Source organism: Salmonella sp. SAL00653, assembly GCF_046552515.1.
Taxonomy (GTDB): domain Bacteria; phylum Pseudomonadota; class Gammaproteobacteria; order Enterobacterales; family Enterobacteriaceae; genus Salmonella; species Salmonella enterica.
The window spans coordinates 75,012-94,110 of record NZ_JBGDTY010000016.1 but is presented as its reverse complement, the minus strand read 5'-3'; the positions used below and the strand labels follow the sequence as shown (position 1 = coordinate 94,110).

Below are 19,099 nucleotides of genomic sequence, written 5' to 3'. Positions count from 1 at the left end.
TCGTTAATCGGAATGTTTTGTTAATAATATGTTTCTTATTTGTTGTTTAATTGAATAGGCAGAAGCGTAAACTGTGAAGAGACTTTCAGGACAACGGCGGGTACTTTTCAGATGAACGTCGAAGAAGAAGAGTAAAATGCGATCGCCGTCAACGTTGTAAGCGGGAGGGGATTCCCGTGTCGGCGGCGTGGGAAGGTAAGAATACTATGCTTCCGCTTCGCTATCAGGATGCTGGCGCCCCAGAGCAATAAGATCGTCCAGCAGCAGCATCAATTGCTGTGTTTTTTCGGGCGTGAAATCGGCCTCAATTTTTCGATAAGCCTCTTCTACCTGGCTTCGGGCACGGGCGTACAACGTTTGTCCCTGCTCCGTCAACATGACATATAACTTACGCTGATCGTTAACCGGCTTGAGTCGCAACACCAGTCCGTCTCGCTCCATGCGCGTCAATATTCCGGTCAGACTTGGACGCAAAATGCAGGAACGAAAGGCCAGCTCGTGAAAATCCATAGAGGGGCTATCGGCCAGGATTCGCACAATGCGCCATTGCTGGTCGGTCAGATTGTGGCTTTTAACGATGGGGCGGAAATAGGTCATTGCCGCTTCGCGCGCCTGAAGCAATGCGATGGTTAATGAATCATGCATAAGCGTTTCTCTTTTGCAGAATTATTAATACCTGAATAATCGTGTTTACCGATGTGAGCTATGACATCTGTTTTATGTCCAAAGTTTAACAGAAACAAGAGGTTTTATTTAACTATTTGATATATATGTGTTTAATAATGAATTTGTGAAAATATTGTTAATCACATCACAAATACTTTACTTCACCTTGCTAAATGTACAGCGAAAGCATAAATCTAATCATTAATATATTAATGAAATCACAGCCCGTTAAATCGGCCTGAGGAGTTTATGTATGAAGGGTACTGTTTTCGCCGTTGCGTTAAACCATCGCAGCCAGCTTGATGCCTGGCGAGAGGCTTTCTCTCAGCCTCCCTATAATGCGCCGCCTAAAACCGCAGTGTGGTTCATCAAGCCGCGTAATACGGTGATTCGTCACGGCGAACCCATTCCTTATCCGCAGGGAGAAAAGGTACTGAGCGGCGCGACAGTGGCGCTCATTGTGGGGAAAACCGCCAGCCGGATACGCCCTGAAGCGGCGGCGGACTATATCGCCGGGTATGCGCTGGCTAACGAGGTCAGCCTGCCGGAAGAGAGCTTTTATCGCCCGGCGATTAAAGCGAAATGTCGCGATGGCTTTTGCCCGCTGGGTGAAATGGCGCCGCTGAGTGATGTGGATAACCTCACCATTATCACTGAAATCAACGGACGAGAAGCGGACCACTGGAATACTGCTGATTTACAGCGTAGCGCCGCACAACTGCTTAGCGCGTTAAGTGAGTTCGCTACGCTTAACCCTGGCGATGCGATCTTACTCGGTACGCCGCAGAATCGCGTTGCGCTGCGTCCCGGCGATCGGGTGCGTATTCTGGCGAAAGGTTTACCCGCTCTGGAAAATCCGGTTGTCGCAGAAGATGAATTCGCCCGCCACCAGACTTTTACGTGGCCGCTGTCAGCGACGGGTACGTTATTTGCGTTGGGGTTGAACTACGCCGATCACGCCAGCGAGCTGGCATTTACGCCGCCGAAAGAGCCGCTGGTATTTATCAAAGCGCCAAACACCTTTACCGAACATCACCAAACGTCGGTGCGCCCGAACAACGTCGAATATATGCACTATGAAGCCGAACTGGTCGTGGTGATTGGCAAAATGGCGCGTAAGGTGAGCGAAGCCGAAGCCATGGAGTATGTGGCCGGTTACACCGTCTGTAACGACTACGCGATCCGCGACTATCTGGAAAACTACTACCGTCCGAATCTGCGGGTAAAAAGCCGCGACGGCCTGACGCCGATAGGCCCGTGGATTGTGGATAAAGAGGCGGTTTCTGATCCGCACAACCTGACGTTACGCACCTTTGTCAACGGTGAGCTGCGCCAGGAAGGGACGACCGCCGATCTGATCTTCAGCATCCCGTTCCTGATTTCTTATCTGAGCGAATTTATGACGTTGCAACCGGGCGACATGATTGCCACCGGTACGCCGAAAGGACTGTCCGATGTGGTGCCGGGGGATGAAGTTGTCGTGGAAGTAGAAGGCGTGGGCCGCCTGGTTAACCGAATCGTCAGTGAGGAGAGCGCAAAATGAAGAAAATAAATCATTGGATTAACGGCAAAAATGTTGCAGGTAACGACTACTTCCAGACCACTAACCCGGCGACCGGTGACGTGCTGGCGGAAGTGGCCTCCGGCGGTGAAGCAGAGGTGAACCAGGCTGTCGCGGCGGCAAAAGAGGCGTTCCCGAAATGGGCCAACCTGCCGATGAAAGAGCGCGCGCGCCTGATGCGCCGCCTTGGCGACCTGATTGACCAGCATGTGCCGGAAATCGCGGCGATGGAGACCGCCGACACCGGCCTGCCTATTCACCAGACTAAAAACGTGCTGATCCCGCGCGCCTCGCATAACTTCGAATTCTTCGCCGAAGTGTGCCAGCAGATGAACGGCAAGACCTACCCGGTTGACGATAAAATGCTCAATTATACGCTGGTGCAGCCCGTCGGCGTCTGCGCGCTGGTGTCGCCGTGGAACGTGCCGTTTATGACCGCGACCTGGAAAGTCGCGCCGTGCCTGGCGCTGGGCAACACCGCGGTGCTCAAAATGTCCGAGCTGTCGCCGTTGACTGCCGACAGGCTGGGCGAGCTGGCGCTGGAGGCAGGAATTCCGGCAGGCGTGCTGAACGTGGTGCAGGGCTACGGCGCGACGGCGGGCGATGCGCTGGTACGCCACCATGACGTGCGTGCGGTGTCGTTTACCGGCGGTACCGCCACCGGTCGCAATATCATGAAAAATGCCGGCCTGAAAAAATACTCGATGGAGCTGGGCGGCAAATCGCCGGTGCTGATTTTTGAAGATGCCGACATTGAGCGCGCGCTGGACGCCGCGCTGTTCACCATCTTCTCGATCAACGGCGAACGCTGCACCGCCGGGTCGCGCATCTTTATCCAGCAGAGCATTTACCCTGAGTTCGTGAAGCGCTTTGCCGAACGCGCGAATCGACTGCGTGTCGGCGATCCGACCGACCCGAACACCCAGGTCGGCGCGCTGATTAGCCAACAGCACTGGGAAAAAGTCTCCGGTTATATCCGCCTCGGCATTGAAGAGGGCGCAACGCTGCTGGCGGGCGGTGCGGAAAAACCCACTGACCTGCCTGCGCATCTGAAAGGCGGTAACTTCCTGCGCCCAACCGTGCTGGCCGATGTCGACAACCGTATGCGCGTCGCGCAGGAAGAGATCTTTGGGCCAGTCGCCTGTCTGCTGCCATTCAAAGACGAAGCGGAAGGGTTACGTTTGGCGAACGACGTGGAATACGGTCTGGCCTCTTATATCTGGACCCAGGACGTGAGCAAAGTGTTGCGCCTGGCGCGTGGGATTGAAGCCGGCATGGTCTTCGTCAACACCCAGAACGTCCGCGACCTGCGCCAGCCGTTCGGCGGCGTGAAAGCCTCCGGTACCGGGCGCGAAGGCGGCGAATATAGCTTCGAAGTGTTTGCGGAAATGAAAAACGTCTGCATCTCAATGGGCGACCATCCTATCCCAAAATGGGGAGTTTGATATGGGCAAGTTAGCGTTAGCAGCAAAAATTACCCACGTGCCGTCGATGTATCTTTCTGAACTGCCAGGAAAAAATCACGGTTGTCGTCAGGCAGCCATTGATGGGCATATTGAAATTGGCAAGCGTTGCCGCGAAATGGGCGTTGACACCATTATCGTATTCGACACCCACTGGCTGGTGAATAGCGCTTACCACATTAATTGTGCCGACCATTTCCAGGGCGTCTATACCAGCAACGAATTGCCGCACTTTATTCGCGACATGACCTATGACTATGACGGTAATCCGGCGCTCGGCCATCTGAGCGCCGACGAGGCGGTCAAACTGGGCGTGCGCGCTAAAGCGCATAACATCCCGAGCCTGAAGCTGGAGTATGGCACGCTGGTGCCGATGCGCTACATGAACAGCGACAAGCACTTCAAAGTGGTCTCCATCTCGGCGTTCTGCACTGTGCATGATTTTGCCGACAGCCGCAAACTGGGCGAAGCCATTCTCAAGGCGATTGAGAAATATGACGGTACCGTAGCGGTATTCGCCAGTGGTTCTCTGTCGCACCGTTTTATTGACGACCAACGGGCGGAAGAGGGGATGAACAGCTACACCCGCGAGTTCGATCACCAGATGGACGAGCGCGTGGTCAAGCTGTGGCGCGAAGGCAAATTCAAGGAGTTTTGCACCATGTTGCCGGAGTACGCCGACTACTGCTACGGCGAAGGCAACATGCACGACACGGTCATGCTGCTGGGAATGCTGGGTTGGGACAAATACGACGGCAAGGTGGAGTTCATCACCGACCTGTTCGCCAGCTCCGGTACCGGCCAGGTAAACGCTGTTTTCCCGCTGCCTGCGTAAGAGGTGTTTATGCCGCACTTTATTGCTGAATGTACTGAAAATATTCGCGAGCAGGCTGATTTACCCGGCCTGTTCAGCAAGGTAAACGAGGCGCTGGCCGCCAGCGGGATTTTCCCCATCGGCGGTATCCGCAGTCGCGCCCACTGGCTGGATACCTGGCAGATGGCTGACGGTAAGCATGATTACGCGTTTGTGCATATGACGCTGAAAATCGGCGCCGGGCGCAGCCTGGAGAGCCGTCAGGAAGTCGGCGAAATGCTGTTCGGGCTGATTAAAGCCCACTTCGCCGACCTGATGGAGAACCGCTATCTGGCGCTGTCGTTTGAGATTGCCGAGTTACATCCAACGCTCAATTACAAACAAAACAACGTACACGCGTTATTTAAATAGCACACTCTTTCGCCCGGTGGCGTTGCGCTAAAAAAAACGATGCACGAAGCAATACCGAACCGTAGGCCGGGTAAGACGCACCCGCGTCGCTACCCGGCGCAGCAGCACCGAATGACGTAACAGGAAGCAACTATGCTCGATAAACAGACCCATACCCTGATCGCCCAGCGACTTAATCAGGCTGAAAAACAGCGTGAACAGATTCGCGCAGTGTCGCTGGATTATCCCAACATCACTATTGAAGATGCATATGCCGTACAGCGTGAATGGGTCAATATCAAGATCGCCGAAGGGCGCACGCTCAAAGGCCACAAAATCGGCCTGACCTCAAAAGCGATGCAGGCCAGCTCGCAAATCAGCGAACCGGATTACGGCGCGCTGCTTGACGATATGTTCTTCCATGACGGCGGCGATATCCCCACCGACCGTTTTATCGTCCCGCGTATTGAAGTGGAGCTGGCGTTTGTGCTGGCGAAACCGCTGCGCGGCCCTCACTGCACGCTGTTCGACGTCTACAACGCCACGGATTATGTGATTCCGGCGCTGGAACTGATTGACGCCCGCAGCCACAACATCGACCCGGAAACCCAGCGCCCGCGCAAAGTGTTCGACACCATTTCCGACAACGCCGCCAACGCCGGGGTGATCCTCGGTGGTCGTCCCATCAAACCAGACGAGCTGGATCTGCGCTGGATTTCCGCGCTGCTCTATCGCAACGGCGTGATCGAAGAAACCGGCGTCGCCGCAGGCGTGCTGAATCATCCGGCCAACGGCGTGGCGTGGCTGGCGAACAAGCTTGCCCCCTACGATGTCCAGCTTGAAGCCGGGCAGATCATCCTCGGCGGCTCGTTCACCCGCCCGGTGCCGGCGCGCAAGGGCGACACCTTCCATGTCGATTACGGCAACATGGGCGCGATCAGTTGCCGGTTTGTGTAAGGAAAAAACGATGAAAAATGCTTTCAAAGACACGTTAAAAGCGGGGCGTCCGCAAATCGGTTTGTGGCTGGGGCTTGCCAACAGTTACAGCGCTGAACTGTTAGCGGGCGCCGGCTTCGACTGGCTACTGATTGACGGTGAACACGCGCCAAACAACGTGCAGACGGTGTTGACCCAGTTGCAGGCGATTGCGCCTTATCCCAGCCAGCCGGTGGTGCGTCCGTCATGGAACGATCCGGTACAGATTAAGCAACTGCTCGACGTCGGCGCGCAAACGCTGCTGATACCGATGGTGCAGAATGCCGATGAAGCGCGAAACGCCGTGGCGGCTACGCGTTATCCGCCTGCCGGTATTCGCGGCGTGGGCAGCGCGCTGGCGCGGGCATCGCGCTGGAACCGCATTCCGGACTATCTCCACCAGGCCAACGACGCCATGTGCGTACTGGTGCAGATTGAAACGCGTGAGGCGATGAGCAATCTGGCGTCAATTCTCGACGTGGATGGCATTGACGGCGTGTTTATTGGCCCGGCGGATCTCAGCGCCGATATGGGCTTTGCCGGCAATCCGCAGCACCCGGAAGTGCAGGCGGCGATTGAGAACGCCATCGTGCAGATACGCGCGGCGGGGAAAGCGCCGGGGATTCTGATGGCCAATGAGCCACTGGCGAAACGTTATCTGGAACTGGGGGCGCTATTTGTCGCCGTCGGCGTTGACACCACGCTGCTGGCGCGCGGAGCGGAGGCGCTGGCGGCGCGCTTTGGCGTAGAAAAAAACCTGTCCGGTGCGTCCGGCGTCTATTAAGCCTGGCCCGGTAAGCGCAGCGCTACCGGGCAACCGTAGTACCCTACAAAATTCCCATCAGAGGAAAAAAAATGAGCGACACATCATCTGCACTTCCGGAAAGCCCCGAGTCTGTCCGTTCGCACAACGCGCTCAGCACGGGTCAACAAACCGTCATAAATAAACTGTTCCGCCGACTGATCGTATTTTTATTCGTGTTGTTTATCTTCTCGTTTTTAGACCGTATCAACATCGGTTTTGCCGGGTTGACGATGGGGCAGGATCTGGGGTTAAGCGCCACCATGTTTGGTCTTGCCACGACGCTGTTTTACGCCACCTACGTCATTTTCGGCATTCCCAGCAACGTGATGTTGAGCATCGTTGGCGCCCGCCGCTGGATTGCGACCATTATGGTGCTATGGGGGATTGCATCTACCGCTACGATGTTCGCGGTGGGACCGAAAAGCCTGTATGTGCTGCGAATGCTGGTGGGCATTACCGAAGCGGGCTTTTTGCCAGGAATATTGCTCTATTTAACTTACTGGTTTCCGGCATTTTTCCGCGCCCGCGCCAACGTATTATTTATGATTGCCATGCCAGCCACTACCGCGTTGGGGTCGATTGTCTCCGGCTATATTTTATCGCTGGACGGCATATTCAATCTGCATGGATGGCAGTGGTTATTCCTGCTGGAGGGATTTCCGTCAGTTTTGTTAGGCATTATGGTGTGGTTTTACCTGGATGATACCCCGGCAAAAGCCAAATGGCTGACGGCAGAGGATAAAAAATGTTTGCAGGAGATGATGGATAATGACCGCCTGACGCTGGTTCAGCCGGAGGGGGCCATCAGCCATAACGCCATGCAGCAGCGTAGTCTGTGGCGCGAAGTATTCACGCCAATTGTACTGATGTATACGCTGGCCTATTTTTGCCTTACCAATACGCTTAGCGCCATTAGTATCTGGACGCCGCAAATCCTGAAAAGTTTTAATGAAGGCAGCAGCAATATCACCATCGGCCTGCTGGCGGCGATCCCGCAGATTTGTACTATTCTGGGCATGATTTACTGGAGCCGCCATTCGGACAAACATCAGGAGCGTAAACACCACACTGCGTTACCGTTCCTGTTTGCCGCCGCGGGCTGGCTGCTGGCGTCGGCGACCGACCATAACCTGATCCAGCTCCTGGGGATCGTGATGGCATCCACGGGTTCCTTTAGCGCGATGGCGATCTTCTGGACCACGCCGGATCAGTCGATCAGTTTACGCGCCAGGGCGATAGGCATTGCGGTCATCAATGCCACCGGCAATATTGGCTCCGCGCTCAGCCCGTTTATGATTGGCTGGCTAAAAGATATCACCGGTAGCTTCAATAGCGGACTCTGGTTTGTCGCTTCTCTGTTAGTCGTCGGCGCCGCCATTATCTGGCTCATTCCCATGAAAGCATCGCGTCCGCGCGCCACCCCTTGAGGAGAAACTATGTGCCAACGTGCGATCGCCAATATTGATATCAGCAAAGAGTATGACGAAAGCATGGGCAGTAACGATGTGCATTATCAGTCGTTTGCTCGTATGGCGGATTTCTTTGGTCGTGATATGCAGGCGCATCGCCACGACCAGTTTTTTCAAATGCACTTTCTTGATACCGGGCAGATTGAGCTACAGCTCGACGATCATCGCTATTCGGTGCAGGCGCCGCTATTTGTGCTTACGCCGCCCTCGGTGCCGCATGCTTTTATTACCGAATCGGATAGCGATGGTCATGTTCTGACGGTACGCGAAGAGCTGGTTTGGCCGCTGCTGGAAGTGCTTTATCCCGGCACCAGAGAGGCCTTCGGCCTGCCGGGAATCTGTCTGTCGCTGGCGGATAAACCCAACGAGCTGGCGGCGCTCAAACATTACTGGCAGCTAATTGAGCGGGAGTCCACGGAACAACTGGCTGGCTGCGAACATACCCTGGTGCTACTGGCGCAGGCGGTATTTACCTTGCTGTTGCGTAATGCGAAGCTGGACGATCACGCCGCAACCGGGATGCGCGGTGAACTGAAACTTTTTCAGCGCTTTACCCTGTTAATTGACAACCACTTCCATCAGCACTGGACGGTGCCCGATTATGCCTGCGAGTTGCATATTACCGAATCTCGTTTGACCGATATTTGCCGCCGTTTTGCTAATCGCCCGCCTAAACGCCTGATTTTTGATCGGCAATTACGCGAGGCGAAACGACTGCTGCTTTTTTCCGACAATGCTGTCAACGAGATCGCCTGGCAATTAGGTTTTAAAGATCCGGCTTATTTCGCCCGTTTCTTTAATCGCCTTGCTGGCTGTTCTCCTTCGCAGTTTCGCCAACGTGAAGTTCCCTCTTTTCTCAACTAAGAAGAGTAAAAACATGATGAAAAAAAGCGTCGCTATGCTGGCGGTGTGTATGCTGGCGCAAAGCCACCTTGCCATTGCTGCCGGTACTCCTGCGCCTCAAGAGATCAACATTGTTTTACTGGGCACCAAAGGCGGGCCTTCTTTGCTCAATACAGCCAGACTACCGCAAGCGACGGCGCTTACTATCGGCGATAAAATATGGCTGATAGATGCCGGCTACGGCGCCAGTCTGCAACTGGTGAAAAATGGCATTCCACTGCGCAACATCAATACTATTTTGCTCACCCATCTGCACAGCGACCACATACTGGATTATCCTTCCTTGCTGATGAATGCCTGGGCGAGTGGTCTGAAAGACCATACCATACAGGTTTATGGCCCGCCGGGAACCCAGGCGATGACGAAGGCTAGCTGGAAGGTCTTTGACAGGGATATCACGCTACGCATGGAAGAAGAGGGGAAACCCGATCCGCGCAACCTGGTTAAGGCGACCGATATTGGCCAGGGCGTCATCTATAAAGATGAACTGGTCACAATAAGCGCGCTGAAAGTGCCTCATTCCCCTTTCCCGGACGGTGAAGCGTTTGCTTACCGTTTTGATACCCAGGGTAAGCGAATCGTCTTCTCTGGCGATACGTCCTGGTTTCCGCCGCTTGCAACGTTTGCCCAGGGGGCGGATATCCTGGTACATGAGGCGGTACATGTCCCCTCGGTAGCAAAACTGGCTAATAGTATTGGCAACGGAAAAACGCTGGCTGAAGCGATTGCGTCGCATCACACCACGATTGAAGATGTCGGTAAGATTGCTCGCGAGGCCCACGTGAAAAAACTGGTGTTAAGTCATCTGGTGCCTGCGACGGTTGCGGATGACGTCTGGCAACAGGAAGCCATGAAAAATTACCCGGGCCCTGTCATTGTCGGTCATGACAATATGACGATAAGCGTACCGTAGGTATCAGAGCAGGGATAAACCCACGGGCTGACATGATGTCAGCCCGTTATGCTTTTGGCGATCAGCATGACGCGCAGAGCTTTTGTCTAAAACATTATTTTTTCTAAACACTACTTGCTGATTTTTATGCACAATAAAGGTAAGATGATTGCTCTGGTGAAATATCACTAAATAAGAATGTCACGGATGGAATTTATACAGTGTTAAAAGCAATGCGTTTCTTTGTCTGCCGGCCATCAGTAATATCCTCTGTACCGGCTCCTCGTTGCCAAAGTGAAGGTTAGATTAAACGAATCAAAAAATATCCGAACTGTACAATTTTTATATCAAACATATTTAACTGCAAAATACTGCAAACGTGCGCGAATACCCTTAATCAGTAGTATGGCTAATGCATACTTTATTTCCTAAACTTTCTTATTATCTATTTGAATATTTCTGGTTAAACCAAATGGACAAACGGATACCAGACACTCGAAAGGATAACTGCAGGCTTCTGGTTTAGGATTGCAGTTACCAGGACAGTGGCTATTTTCTTTAAGCGATTTCCATAGAACAGGATTAAACCTGGTAACGTTGTAAACAGTAACGGGATAAAGTTTATCGTTTATTAAGACCCCCTTATTAAAGGGGATGATAATGCTACCTGGAGGCATGTAAACATCTGCCTGATACCATAAGGTCAATCTAAGATTTTTTAGGCTATGTATGCATGAGAACGACACTCCGGTAGAGGGACTTATAACTGTATCAACGACCTTCCATTCCATTACAGAAACCTTTTAAGTGAAATAGTCAATGGTGTAAATTACATTTTCCGCAAGCCTATTCAGGATAGATGAAAATCTGAGAAACATAACTCGTTGAAAACGATCGTTTTTTATTGACCACTCTATTTATATTGATTTTTTAATAAGTTATTTATTTTATGCTCTTATTTTGTTTACATTCTATTACATTTTTGTATTTTATACGTGGTGTAAATATTGGGCGGCAGTGGATGCTATAACGCTCAATTATTAAACTGTAAGTGACTGTTGTATTTCTTATTTATAAATACCTCAACCTGTAAGCGCAGCGGTACATTTTACCCGGCATTGATAGGGAGAAGGTACGTATCAACCAGAGAGTACAAAACAGTGAAAGAATATATTCTTCAGGCAATAAATGATCGCTAACGTGTAAAAATAACCGAAGTATCTAAAAAATGTGAACGTGTGGCTGGTCTTTATTTAAACGATGATCTTCGCAATGGCGCATTAATGGCTGACATTGGCGGTTCGTTGGTCGGGTTGTGCGCGGTGAAAGGCTATATTTCTTCCGTTGGGGGAAGTATGTCAGAGGCCTTCTGGTATTATACCGGGTGCATGTAAATCCGGGGTGGGCAGAAAGCCCACCCTCGGTTTATTGCCTTTATCGTGGATTAGGGATGCGAGATAAAGCGAGAAAGGCGTTGCAGCAGTAACCGATTTTCTTCGCGCAGCCGTGAATTCTCTTCCAGCAGCGTTAACGCGACCGCGATCCCAGGCCAGTCGAGCGCCAGCTCCTCGCGTAAGCGTAGCGCGCGTTGTACCACGCTCGCTGCGCGATCGTCGAATTGCCAGTCGGCGTTATCGTCTTCGTAAGGCTCAATTACGCCAAGTCCGACGATTTCGTTTAGCTCCTCTTCCGTCACGCCGGTGTGCAAACAAAATTCGGTGATGGTAAAGGTGACAGTGATGTTAGCCATTATGCTTTCCCCCATTGCTGGCGTGGGTCAAAGGACGACTGCGCGTCCGCCAGTTGTTGCCACAGGGCAGCTGTTTTCTCGTCAGGTTTCGGCGGCATAACGATTTTGATGATGGCATAGAGATCGCCAGTGTGCTTTTTACTGGCTAATCCTTTTCCTTTGATACGCAGCCGCTGACCTGCCTGGCTGCCGGGGGGAATGGTCAGCAAAATACGCTCTTTAAGCGTTGGCACAGACACCTTAGCGCCGAGCGCCGCCTCCCATGGGGCAAGCGGAAGGACGACTTCCAGATCCTGATTGACGATATCAAAGAGCGGATGCGGGGCAATATGGATAACGAGCCATAAATCGCCATTAGGTCCGCCGTTTTCCCCCGGCGTGCCCTGGCCTTTCAGTCTGATTCGTTGCCCGTTGCTGACGCCAGCCGGGATTTTCACATTCAATGTTTTGGGAATTTCCCGCTCCACCAAGCCGAACGCGTTATAAACGGGGACGGAATAGCTAATCGTACGCTGGTGCTCTTCCAGCGTTTCTTCCAGGAATACCGCCACTTCAATTTCGATATCATGACCGCGTGCGGCGTGGCGGTGGTGCGAATGGCGACCGTGCTGACCAAAAATAGACGAGAAAATATCATCAAAATCTTCGGCGTTATACGGCTGGCCTTCGTGTTGCTGGAACTGGCGATTAAATTGTGGATCGTTACGGTGTTGCCATAACTGGTCATACTCGGCGCGCCGTTGCTCATCACTCAGCACTTCCCATGCTTCAGCAACCTCTTTGAAACGGGCTTCGGCATTGGGTTCTTTGCTGACATCTGGATGGTACTTGCGGGCCAGTCGGCGATAGGCGGTCTTAATCGTCTTGAGATCGTCCGTCGGTTTCACGCCCATAATGGCGTAATAATCCTTAAGTTCCATAGCATCATCTCGCTAAATCAATACATACAGAAGGGACCCCAAAAAGGTTTCTCCACTAAGTGTAGGGTAAACCTGAAAAGTGCGTATGAAAACACCAGTTATATCATTAGTAAGAATAAATTACGTTGTTCGACTATCAGAAGGTTGCGCAGCGCGCCGACATAACTTTACAGGGGAAAGGTTGCCAAAACCGCGCCAGTGGCTAAGATAACTCGCGTTAAACAGTGAGGGCGCAATGGCGAAACAACAACGGATGGGCTGGTGGTTTCTTTGCCTTGCATGTGTCGTGGTAATGGTTTGTACCGCGCAACGCATGGCGGGCCTGCACGCCTTGCAGATGCAGGCGACGGCCTCTGCTGCGGTGGTCAGCGCTCCCTCCTCGACAGATGACGGCTCGCCGGTCACTCCCTGTGAATTAAGCGCCAAGTCGCTGCTGGCGGCGCCTCCGGTACTCTTTGAAGGCGCTATCCTTGCGCTTTGTCTACTGCTTTCCTTACTGGCGCCTGTCCGGGTCATGCGCCTGCCGTTTTCGCCTCCACGGGCTATTTCGCCGCCCACATTACGGGTACATCTACGATTTTGTGTCTTCCGTGAATGACAGACTGGTTATTGCTAACGGTTAATTACTCATTCACGGAGAAAAAATATGATGATTTTGTTCAGGCGGATACTGTTCTGCCTGTTATGGCTTTGGCTGCCCGTCTCCTGGGCGGCGGAAAGCGGCCGGCTGCGTTCGCCCGATAACGACCATGCCAGCATACGGCTACGTGCCGATACGTCCGCTAACGGCGAGACCCGGCTGTTACTGGATGTCAAACTGGAAAACGGCTGGAAAACCTACTGGCGCGCGCCGGGGGAAGGGGGCGTGGCGCCCTCTATCGCCTGGAAAGGCGACATGCCTGAGGTAAGCTGGTTCTGACCAACCCCCTCGCGCTTCGATGTGGCGAATATCACCACCCAGGGATATCACGACGAGGTGACCTTTCCGATGATCGTGCGCGGTACGCCGCCGGCGACCTTGCGCGGTGTGTTGACGTTATCAACCTGCAGCAATGTTTGTCTGTTGACCGATTACCCCTTTTCCGTGACGCCCACTGTGCAGAATGCCGATTTTGCCCATGACTATGCGCGGGCGATGGGTAAAATTCCGCTCCGCAGTGGACTAACGGACTCGCTTGACGTCGGCTATCGCCCGGGAGAACTGGTGGTCACTGCTACGCGAGCGGCGGGCTGGTCATCGCCCGGGCTCTATCTTGACACCATAGATGACGTCGATTTTGCGAAGCCTCGCCTGCGCGTAGAGGGCGACAGGTTACAGGCGACGGTGCCGGTGACGGACAGTTGGGGCGAAAAGGCGCCCGATTTGCGCAACAAATCGCTGACCCTCGTGTTAGCCGATGGCGCTATCGCCCAGGAGAGCACGTAAACCATTGGTGCTGCGCCAGCGCAAACGCCGGACAATGCGGCGCTACCTTTCTGGCAAGTTGTAATGATGGCGCTGATCGGCGGACTGATTCTTAATTTAATGCCCTGCGTACTGCCGGTCTTGGGCATGAAACTTGGCTCTATTTTATTGGTAGAGGAAAAAAGCCGCTCTCACATCAGGCGACAATTTTTGGCTTCGGTCGCCGGTATCATTGCGTCATTTATGGCGCTGGCGGCGTTTATGACCCTCCTTCGCCTGTCAAACCATGCGCTGGCCTGGGGAGTTCAGTTCCAGAATGCATGGTTTATTGGTTTTATGGCGCTGGTGATGTTGTTGTTTAGCGCCAGCCTGTTCGGGCTTTTTGAGTTCAGGCTTCCCTCATCTATGACCACGAAACTGGCCACTTACGGCGGTAACGGTATGTCGGGACATTTCTGGCAGGGGGCATTCGCCACGCTGCTGGCGACGCCTTGTAGCGCGCCGTTTCTGGGCACGGCGGTCGCGGTGGCGCTCACGGCGTCGCTGCCGACGCTGTGGGGGCTGTTCCTTTCGCTTGGCCTGGGGATGAGCGCGCCGTGGCTACTGGTCGCGCTACGACCAGGACTTGCGCTACGTTTACCGCGCCCCGGACGTTGGATGAATGTCCTGTGCAGGATCCTCGGTCTGATGATGCTGGGGTCGGCTATCTGGCTGGCGACGTTACTCCTGCCGCATTTCGGCTTCACTGCGTCAAAGAGCGCGCAAGACACGGTTCAGTGGCAACCGTTGAGTGAACAGGCAATCCAGTCGGCGCTGGCGCAGCATAAGCGGGTATTTGTCGATGTCACTGCGGACTGGTGTATTACCTGTAAAGTGAATAAATACAACGTCCTGCAAAAAGAGGATGTGCAGGCCGCCTTGCAACAGCCGGATGTTGTGGCGCTGCGGGGAGACTGGACGCTGCCGTCCGATGCCATTACAGATTTTCTGAAAACGCGTGGCCAGGTCGCCGTGCCGTTTAATCAGGTATATGGCCCCGGCTTGCCGGAAGGGGAGGCATTGCCCACTTTGCTGACCCGCGATGCGGTATTACAAACGTTGAAAAAAGCGAAAGGAATAACCCAATGAAATACATGATTGTTTTACTGCTGGCGCTGTTTTCAACGCTGAGCATCGCGCAAGAAACCGCCCCTTTTACGCCGGATCAGGAAAAGCAGATTGAAAATCTGATCCATGCGGCGTTGTTTAACGATCCTGCCAGCCCGCGGATAGGCGCTAAACACCCTAAGCTGACGCTGGTGAACTTTACGGATTACAACTGCCCGTACTGCAAACAGCTCGATCCGATGCTGGAAAAGATTGTGCAGAAATATCCTGACGTTGCGGTCATTATTAAACCGATGCCATTTAAAGGAGAGAGTTCCATACTGGCGGCGCGTATTGCGCTGACCACCTGGCGCGAGCATCCGCAACAGTTCCTCGCGCTACATGAAAAACTCATGCAAAAGCGCGGTTACCATACGGATGACAGTATTAAACAGGCCCAGCAGAAAGCAGGGGCTACGCCAGTGACTCTGGATGAAAAAAGCATGGAAACGATACGCACTAATTTGCAGTTGGCAAGGCTGGTCGGCGTGCAAGGAACGCCAGCGACGATCATTGGCGACGAGCTGATTCCGGGCGCAGTGCCCTGGGATACGCTGGAAGCGGTGGTGAAAGAAAAACTGGCGGCTGCCAATGGCGGGTAAACTGCGGCGTTGGCTGCGTGAAGCCGCGGTTTTTCTGGCGCTCCTCATCGCGATAATGGTGGTCATGGACGTCTGGCGCGCGCCGCAGGCGCCTCCGGCGTTTGCCGCGACACCGTTACATACGCTGACGGGAGAGTCGACAACTCTGGCGACCTTGAGCGAGGAACGCCCCGTACTGCTCTATTTTTGGGCCAGCTGGTGCGGGGTATGCCGCTTTACTACGCCTGCGGTCGCTCGCCTGGCGGCTGAAGGGGAAAACGTCATGACCGTTGCGCTCCGCTCCGGCGATGACGCTGAGGTTGCCCGCTGGCTGGCGCGCAAGGGCGTTGACTTCCCGGTCGTCAATGATGCTAAAGGCGCCTTATCCGCTGGCTGGGAAATCAGCGTGACACCAACGCTGGTGGTGGTTTCACAAGGTCGGGTTGTGTTCACCACCAGCGGCTGGACCAGCTATTGGGGCATGAAGCTTCGGCTGTGGTGGGCAAAAACGTTCTGAATATGCGCCGGGGTTTCCCGGCGCTAACGCGTTTACTGTAAGAAAAACCCCCGTTTTGCGAAATCGTTCCCGGAAAAATGATCCATTTCTGTCACACTCAGAACGATTTGATAACAACAAGAGGTCATAGGGATGAAAAAATCATTACTCGCTGTTGCTGTGGCAGGGGCTGTTTTGTTGTCATCCGCCGTACAGGCGCAGACAACGCCGGAGGGTTATCAATTACAACAGGTGCTGATGATGAGCCGCCATAATCTGCGGGCGCCGCTGGCGAATAATGGCAGCGTACTGGCGCAGTCGACGCCGAACGCCTGGCCGGCGTGGGACGTTCCCGGCGGGCAACTGACGACGAAAGGCGGCGTGCTGGAAGTCTATATGGGACACTACACACGTGAATGGCTGGTCGCGCAGGGGCTGATACCGTCGGGAGAATGTCCGGCGCCCGACACGGTATATGCCTATGCGAATAGTTTGCAGCGCACCGTCGCCACCGCGCAATTTTTCATTACCGGCGCTTTCCCCGGCTGTGATATTCCTGTTCATCATCAGGAAAAAATGGGCACTATGGATCCTACCTTCAATCCGGTGATTACCGATGATTCCGCCGCGTTCCGGCAACAGGCTGTACAGGCGATGGAAAAGGCGCGTAGTCAGCTACATCTTGATGAGAGTTATAAACTGCTTGAGCAGATAACGCATTATCAGGACTCGCCGTCCTGCAAAGAGAAGCATCAGTGTTCGCTAATCGACGCGAAAGATACCTTCAGCGCGAACTATCAGCAAGAGCCTGGTGTGCAGGGGCCGCTTAAAGTAGGGAACTCGCTGGTGGATGCGTTTACCCTGCAATATTACGAAGGGTTTCCGATGGATCAGGTCGCCTGGGGCGGGATCCACACCGATCGGCAGTGGAAGGTGCTGTCAAAACTGAAAAACGGCTATCAGGACAGCCTGTTTACCTCACCCACGGTGGCGCGCAATGTCGCTGCGCCGCTGGTGAAATATATCGATAAGGTGCTGGTTGCCGATCGCGTTAGCGCGCCGAAGGTTACCGTGCTGGTGGGGCATGATTCCAATATCGCGTCGCTGCTGACGGCGTTGGATTTTAAACCCTATCAGCTCCATGACCAGTATGAGAGAACGCCGATTGGCGGTCAGCTTGTCTTCCAACGCTGGCATGACGGCAACGCTAACCGGGATTTGATGAAAATCGAGTATGTCTACCAGAGCGCCCGGCAGTTACGTAACGCGGAAGCGTTAACGCTCAAATCGCCCGCGCAAAGGGTAACCCTGGAACTGAAAGGATGTCCGGTGGATGCGAACGGCTTCTGTCCGCTGGATAAGTTCGATAACGTCATGAACACTGCTGCAAAATAGCCATATGCCCCCGCGCAAGCGGGGGCGTTTGTGTTATACGTTTTTACGTTCGATGATTTGTTCGCCCCAGAAGAGCGAGTCTTTGTCCGTTTTCTCAAAGGCTTTGATCAGCACCTCATCGCTACCTTCTTCCCATATTTTTTCTGCCAGTTTCTCGTCATAGTGAGCGACTTCAAAAATGGCTTCGGCAATTTCCGGCGACGTATTACGCAGGCTTGCCCATTCGCCGACGCGGTGCGCTTTTGCTTCTTGAGTTGGCATTCGAATCCTCCTGTTGAAGATTAGCCGTTGAGTTTGACTGCCAGACCGGCGACGTATTCCCCCTGATAGCGAGCGATAGAGAGTTCCTCCTGGCTTGGTTGACGTGAACCGTCGCCTCCGGCGATAGTCGTTGCGCCGTAAGGCGTGCCGCCGCGAACCTGGGAGACGTCAAAGAGTTCCTGTGCGGCATAGCCTATCGGGACGATCACCATCCCATGATGGGCAAGCGTAGTCCAGGTCGAGGTGATGGTCTGCTCCTGGCCGCCGCCCGTTCCGGTAGAACTGAACACGCTGCCGAGCTTGCCGTATAGCGAGCCGGATGCCCACAGTCCACCGGTTTGATCCAGGAAGGTACGCATCTGGCCTGACATATTGCCAAACCGGGTTGGCGTACCAAAAATAATGGCATCGTAATCCGCCAGCTCCTGTGGGGTGGCAACCGGTGCGTTTTGTGTTTTACCGCCAGCTTTTGCGAAGATTTCAGGCGGCATTGTTTCTGGCACACGCTTTATAATGACCTCTGCGCCGTCGACTTTCTTTGCCCCTTCCGCCACCGCATGCGCCATGGTTTCAATGTGTCCGTACATGGAATAATAGAGCACCAGAATCTTTGCCATTTGTACTACTCCTCAGATTAACCAGGTGTGTAGCGATTCGCTACGTCTATTTAAAGATATGCCCTCCTGTGAAGAGTGCAAATTTCAGCGCCATTTCTTTGATTTATAACAATAATTAATTTAGTGACCTTTGTTGCAAAATGATACATTTTTAAGCGCTTTGATTTTTCTAAATATAAGAATAACTTATTTATTTCTTATTGTTATTATTCTGCGTATTCGGCTTCCGATGTTGCAGAATATTTCGGTAAGCGGCCTACCACGGCGTTTTTCACTATGCTTAATGTTACGTGGCGTTACTGATGATATCGTTCATACGCTGCGCGAGGAGATACTCCTCATTACCTATGCAATATGATGTCTAATCTATGACGGAGGTCAGTAATGGCAAACCATCGTGGCGGTTCCGGTAATTTTGCGGAAGACCGCGAAAGAGCATCAGAAGCAGGTCGTAAAGGTGGTCAGCACAGCGGGGGCAATTTTAAGAATGACCCGCAGCGTGCATCCGAAGCAGGCAAAAAAGGGGGCAAAAGCAGTAACCGTAATAGCTAGCCTGCGTCACAACAGCAAGACGCTGAGCGTTTCGCGCT

General features: G+C 53.3%; 20 protein-coding genes and 1 pseudogene. 15 read left to right on the top strand and 6 right to left on the bottom strand.

Annotation, left to right across the window (positions count from 1 at the left end; translation table 11 throughout):
• Positions 1–204 precede the first annotated feature (204 nt).
• Positions 205–645, bottom strand: coding sequence for a homoprotocatechuate degradation operon regulator HpaR (gene hpaR, locus ACLJRU_RS18015; RefSeq protein ID WP_000543920.1), 441 nt, complete (start codon positions 643–645; stop codon positions 205–207).
• Positions 646–919: 274 nt separating this feature from the next.
• Here hpaR and hpaG point away from each other — a divergent pair, with 274 nt between their 5' ends.
• The 9 genes from hpaG (at position 920) to ACLJRU_RS17970 (ending at position 9,959) form a co-directional block, all read left to right on the top strand.
• Positions 920–2,209 carry a 4-hydroxyphenylacetate degradation bifunctional isomerase/decarboxylase gene (gene hpaG / locus ACLJRU_RS18010; RefSeq protein ID WP_001539661.1) on the top strand — a complete coding sequence of 430 codons (1,290 nt, stop codon included), beginning with the start codon at positions 920–922 and terminating at the stop codon, positions 2,207–2,209.
• Positions 2,206–3,672 (top strand): 5-carboxymethyl-2-hydroxymuconate semialdehyde dehydrogenase, encoded by a 1,467-nt coding sequence (hpaE, locus tag ACLJRU_RS18005; protein WP_000723524.1) that lies wholly within the window; start codon positions 2,206–2,208, stop codon positions 3,670–3,672. The genes hpaG and hpaE overlap by 4 nt, the downstream gene beginning before the upstream one ends.
• Position 3,673: 1 nt before the next feature.
• Positions 3,674–4,525 (top strand): 3,4-dihydroxyphenylacetate 2,3-dioxygenase, encoded by an 852-nt coding sequence (hpaD, locus tag ACLJRU_RS18000; RefSeq protein ID WP_001539663.1) that lies wholly within the window; start codon positions 3,674–3,676, stop codon positions 4,523–4,525.
• Between the two features lie 9 nt (positions 4,526–4,534).
• Complete coding sequence (locus ACLJRU_RS17995) at positions 4,535–4,915, top strand: 5-carboxymethyl-2-hydroxymuconate Delta-isomerase (RefSeq protein WP_001119849.1); 381 nt, start codon at positions 4,535–4,537, stop codon at positions 4,913–4,915.
• A 132-nt stretch (positions 4,916–5,047) separates the two neighbouring features.
• Positions 5,048–5,851 carry a 2-oxo-hept-4-ene-1,7-dioate hydratase gene (gene hpaH / locus ACLJRU_RS17990; RefSeq protein ID WP_000884795.1) on the top strand — a complete coding sequence of 268 codons (804 nt, stop codon included), beginning with the start codon at positions 5,048–5,050 and terminating at the stop codon, positions 5,849–5,851.
• A 10-nt stretch (positions 5,852–5,861) separates the two neighbouring features.
• Positions 5,862–6,653, top strand: coding sequence for a 4-hydroxy-2-oxoheptanedioate aldolase (gene hpaI / locus ACLJRU_RS17985; RefSeq protein ID WP_000785083.1), 792 nt, complete (start codon positions 5,862–5,864; stop codon positions 6,651–6,653).
• 71 nt (positions 6,654–6,724) lie between these two features.
• The gene (gene hpaX / locus ACLJRU_RS17980; protein ID WP_001539666.1) at positions 6,725–8,101 is read left to right on the top strand and encodes a 4-hydroxyphenylacetate permease; all 1,377 of its coding nucleotides are present in this window, start codon (positions 6,725–6,727) and stop codon (positions 8,099–8,101) included.
• Positions 8,102–8,110: 9 nt separating this feature from the next.
• On the top strand, positions 8,111–9,007 hold the full coding sequence (gene hpaA / locus ACLJRU_RS17975; protein ID WP_000336602.1) for a 4-hydroxyphenylacetate catabolism regulatory protein HpaA: 897 nt from the start codon (positions 8,111–8,113) through the stop codon (positions 9,005–9,007).
• Between the two features lie 13 nt (positions 9,008–9,020).
• Positions 9,021–9,959, top strand: a complete 939-nt coding sequence (locus tag ACLJRU_RS17970; protein WP_000976561.1) for an MBL fold metallo-hydrolase — start codon at positions 9,021–9,023, stop codon at positions 9,957–9,959.
• A 407-nt stretch (positions 9,960–10,366) separates the two neighbouring features.
• Here the strand turns inward: ACLJRU_RS17970 and ACLJRU_RS17965 are convergent, their stop codons facing one another.
• The 3 genes from ACLJRU_RS17965 to cbpA form a co-directional block, all read right to left on the bottom strand.
• The gene (locus ACLJRU_RS17965; protein ID WP_001537781.1) at positions 10,367–10,729 is read right to left on the bottom strand and encodes an anti-adapter protein IraM; all 363 of its coding nucleotides are present in this window, start codon (positions 10,727–10,729) and stop codon (positions 10,367–10,369) included.
• A 653-nt stretch (positions 10,730–11,382) separates the two neighbouring features.
• Positions 11,383–11,688 carry a chaperone modulator CbpM gene (gene cbpM / locus ACLJRU_RS17960; protein WP_001284251.1) on the bottom strand — a complete coding sequence of 102 codons (306 nt, stop codon included), beginning with the start codon at positions 11,686–11,688 and terminating at the stop codon, positions 11,383–11,385.
• A complete protein-coding gene (cbpA, locus tag ACLJRU_RS17955; protein WP_001539671.1) occupies positions 11,688–12,608 on the bottom strand; it encodes a curved DNA-binding protein in 921 nt (306 codons plus the stop codon). Before cbpA ends, cbpM begins: the two co-directional genes overlap by 1 nt.
• 235 nt (positions 12,609–12,843) lie before the next feature.
• On the opposite strand from cbpA, the gene ACLJRU_RS17950 reads away from it, so the two are divergent.
• The 5 genes and pseudogenes from ACLJRU_RS17950 (at position 12,844) to agp (ending at position 17,631) form a co-directional block, all read left to right on the top strand.
• Positions 12,844–13,206 carry a copper resistance protein gene (locus tag ACLJRU_RS17950; protein WP_001118902.1) on the top strand — a complete coding sequence of 121 codons (363 nt, stop codon included), beginning with the start codon at positions 12,844–12,846 and terminating at the stop codon, positions 13,204–13,206.
• Positions 13,207–13,254: 48 nt separating this feature from the next.
• Positions 13,255–15,141: pseudogene (locus ACLJRU_RS17945) on the top strand (protein-disulfide reductase DsbD family protein).
• Complete coding sequence (locus tag ACLJRU_RS17940; protein ID WP_023234848.1) at positions 15,138–15,761, top strand: DsbA family protein; 624 nt, start codon at positions 15,138–15,140, stop codon at positions 15,759–15,761. Before ACLJRU_RS17945 ends, ACLJRU_RS17940 begins: the two are co-directional and overlap by 4 nt.
• Entirely contained in the window at positions 15,751–16,257 is a 507-nt protein-coding gene (locus ACLJRU_RS17935) for a protein disulfide oxidoreductase (protein ID WP_000907522.1), read from the top strand. Before ACLJRU_RS17940 ends, ACLJRU_RS17935 begins: the two co-directional genes overlap by 11 nt.
• 132 nt (positions 16,258–16,389) lie before the next feature.
• The gene (gene agp / locus ACLJRU_RS17930) at positions 16,390–17,631 is read left to right on the top strand and encodes a bifunctional glucose-1-phosphatase/inositol phosphatase (protein WP_000749201.1); all 1,242 of its coding nucleotides are present in this window, start codon (positions 16,390–16,392) and stop codon (positions 17,629–17,631) included.
• 33 nt (positions 17,632–17,664) lie between these two features.
• Here agp and ACLJRU_RS17925 read toward each other — a convergent pair whose 3' ends face one another.
• A complete protein-coding gene (locus ACLJRU_RS17925; RefSeq protein ID WP_001143125.1) occupies positions 17,665–17,892 on the bottom strand; it encodes a YccJ family protein in 228 nt (75 codons plus the stop codon).
• 20 nt (positions 17,893–17,912) lie between these two features.
• Positions 17,913–18,509 carry an NAD(P)H:quinone oxidoreductase gene (gene wrbA, locus ACLJRU_RS17920; RefSeq protein WP_001062899.1) on the bottom strand — a complete coding sequence of 199 codons (597 nt, stop codon included), beginning with the start codon at positions 18,507–18,509 and terminating at the stop codon, positions 17,913–17,915.
• Between the two features lie 384 nt (positions 18,510–18,893).
• On the opposite strand from wrbA, the gene ACLJRU_RS17915 reads away from it, so the two are divergent.
• Positions 18,894–19,061 carry a general stress protein gene (locus tag ACLJRU_RS17915; protein ID WP_001273663.1) on the top strand — a complete coding sequence of 56 codons (168 nt, stop codon included), beginning with the start codon at positions 18,894–18,896 and terminating at the stop codon, positions 19,059–19,061.
• Positions 19,062–19,099 lie beyond the last annotated feature (38 nt).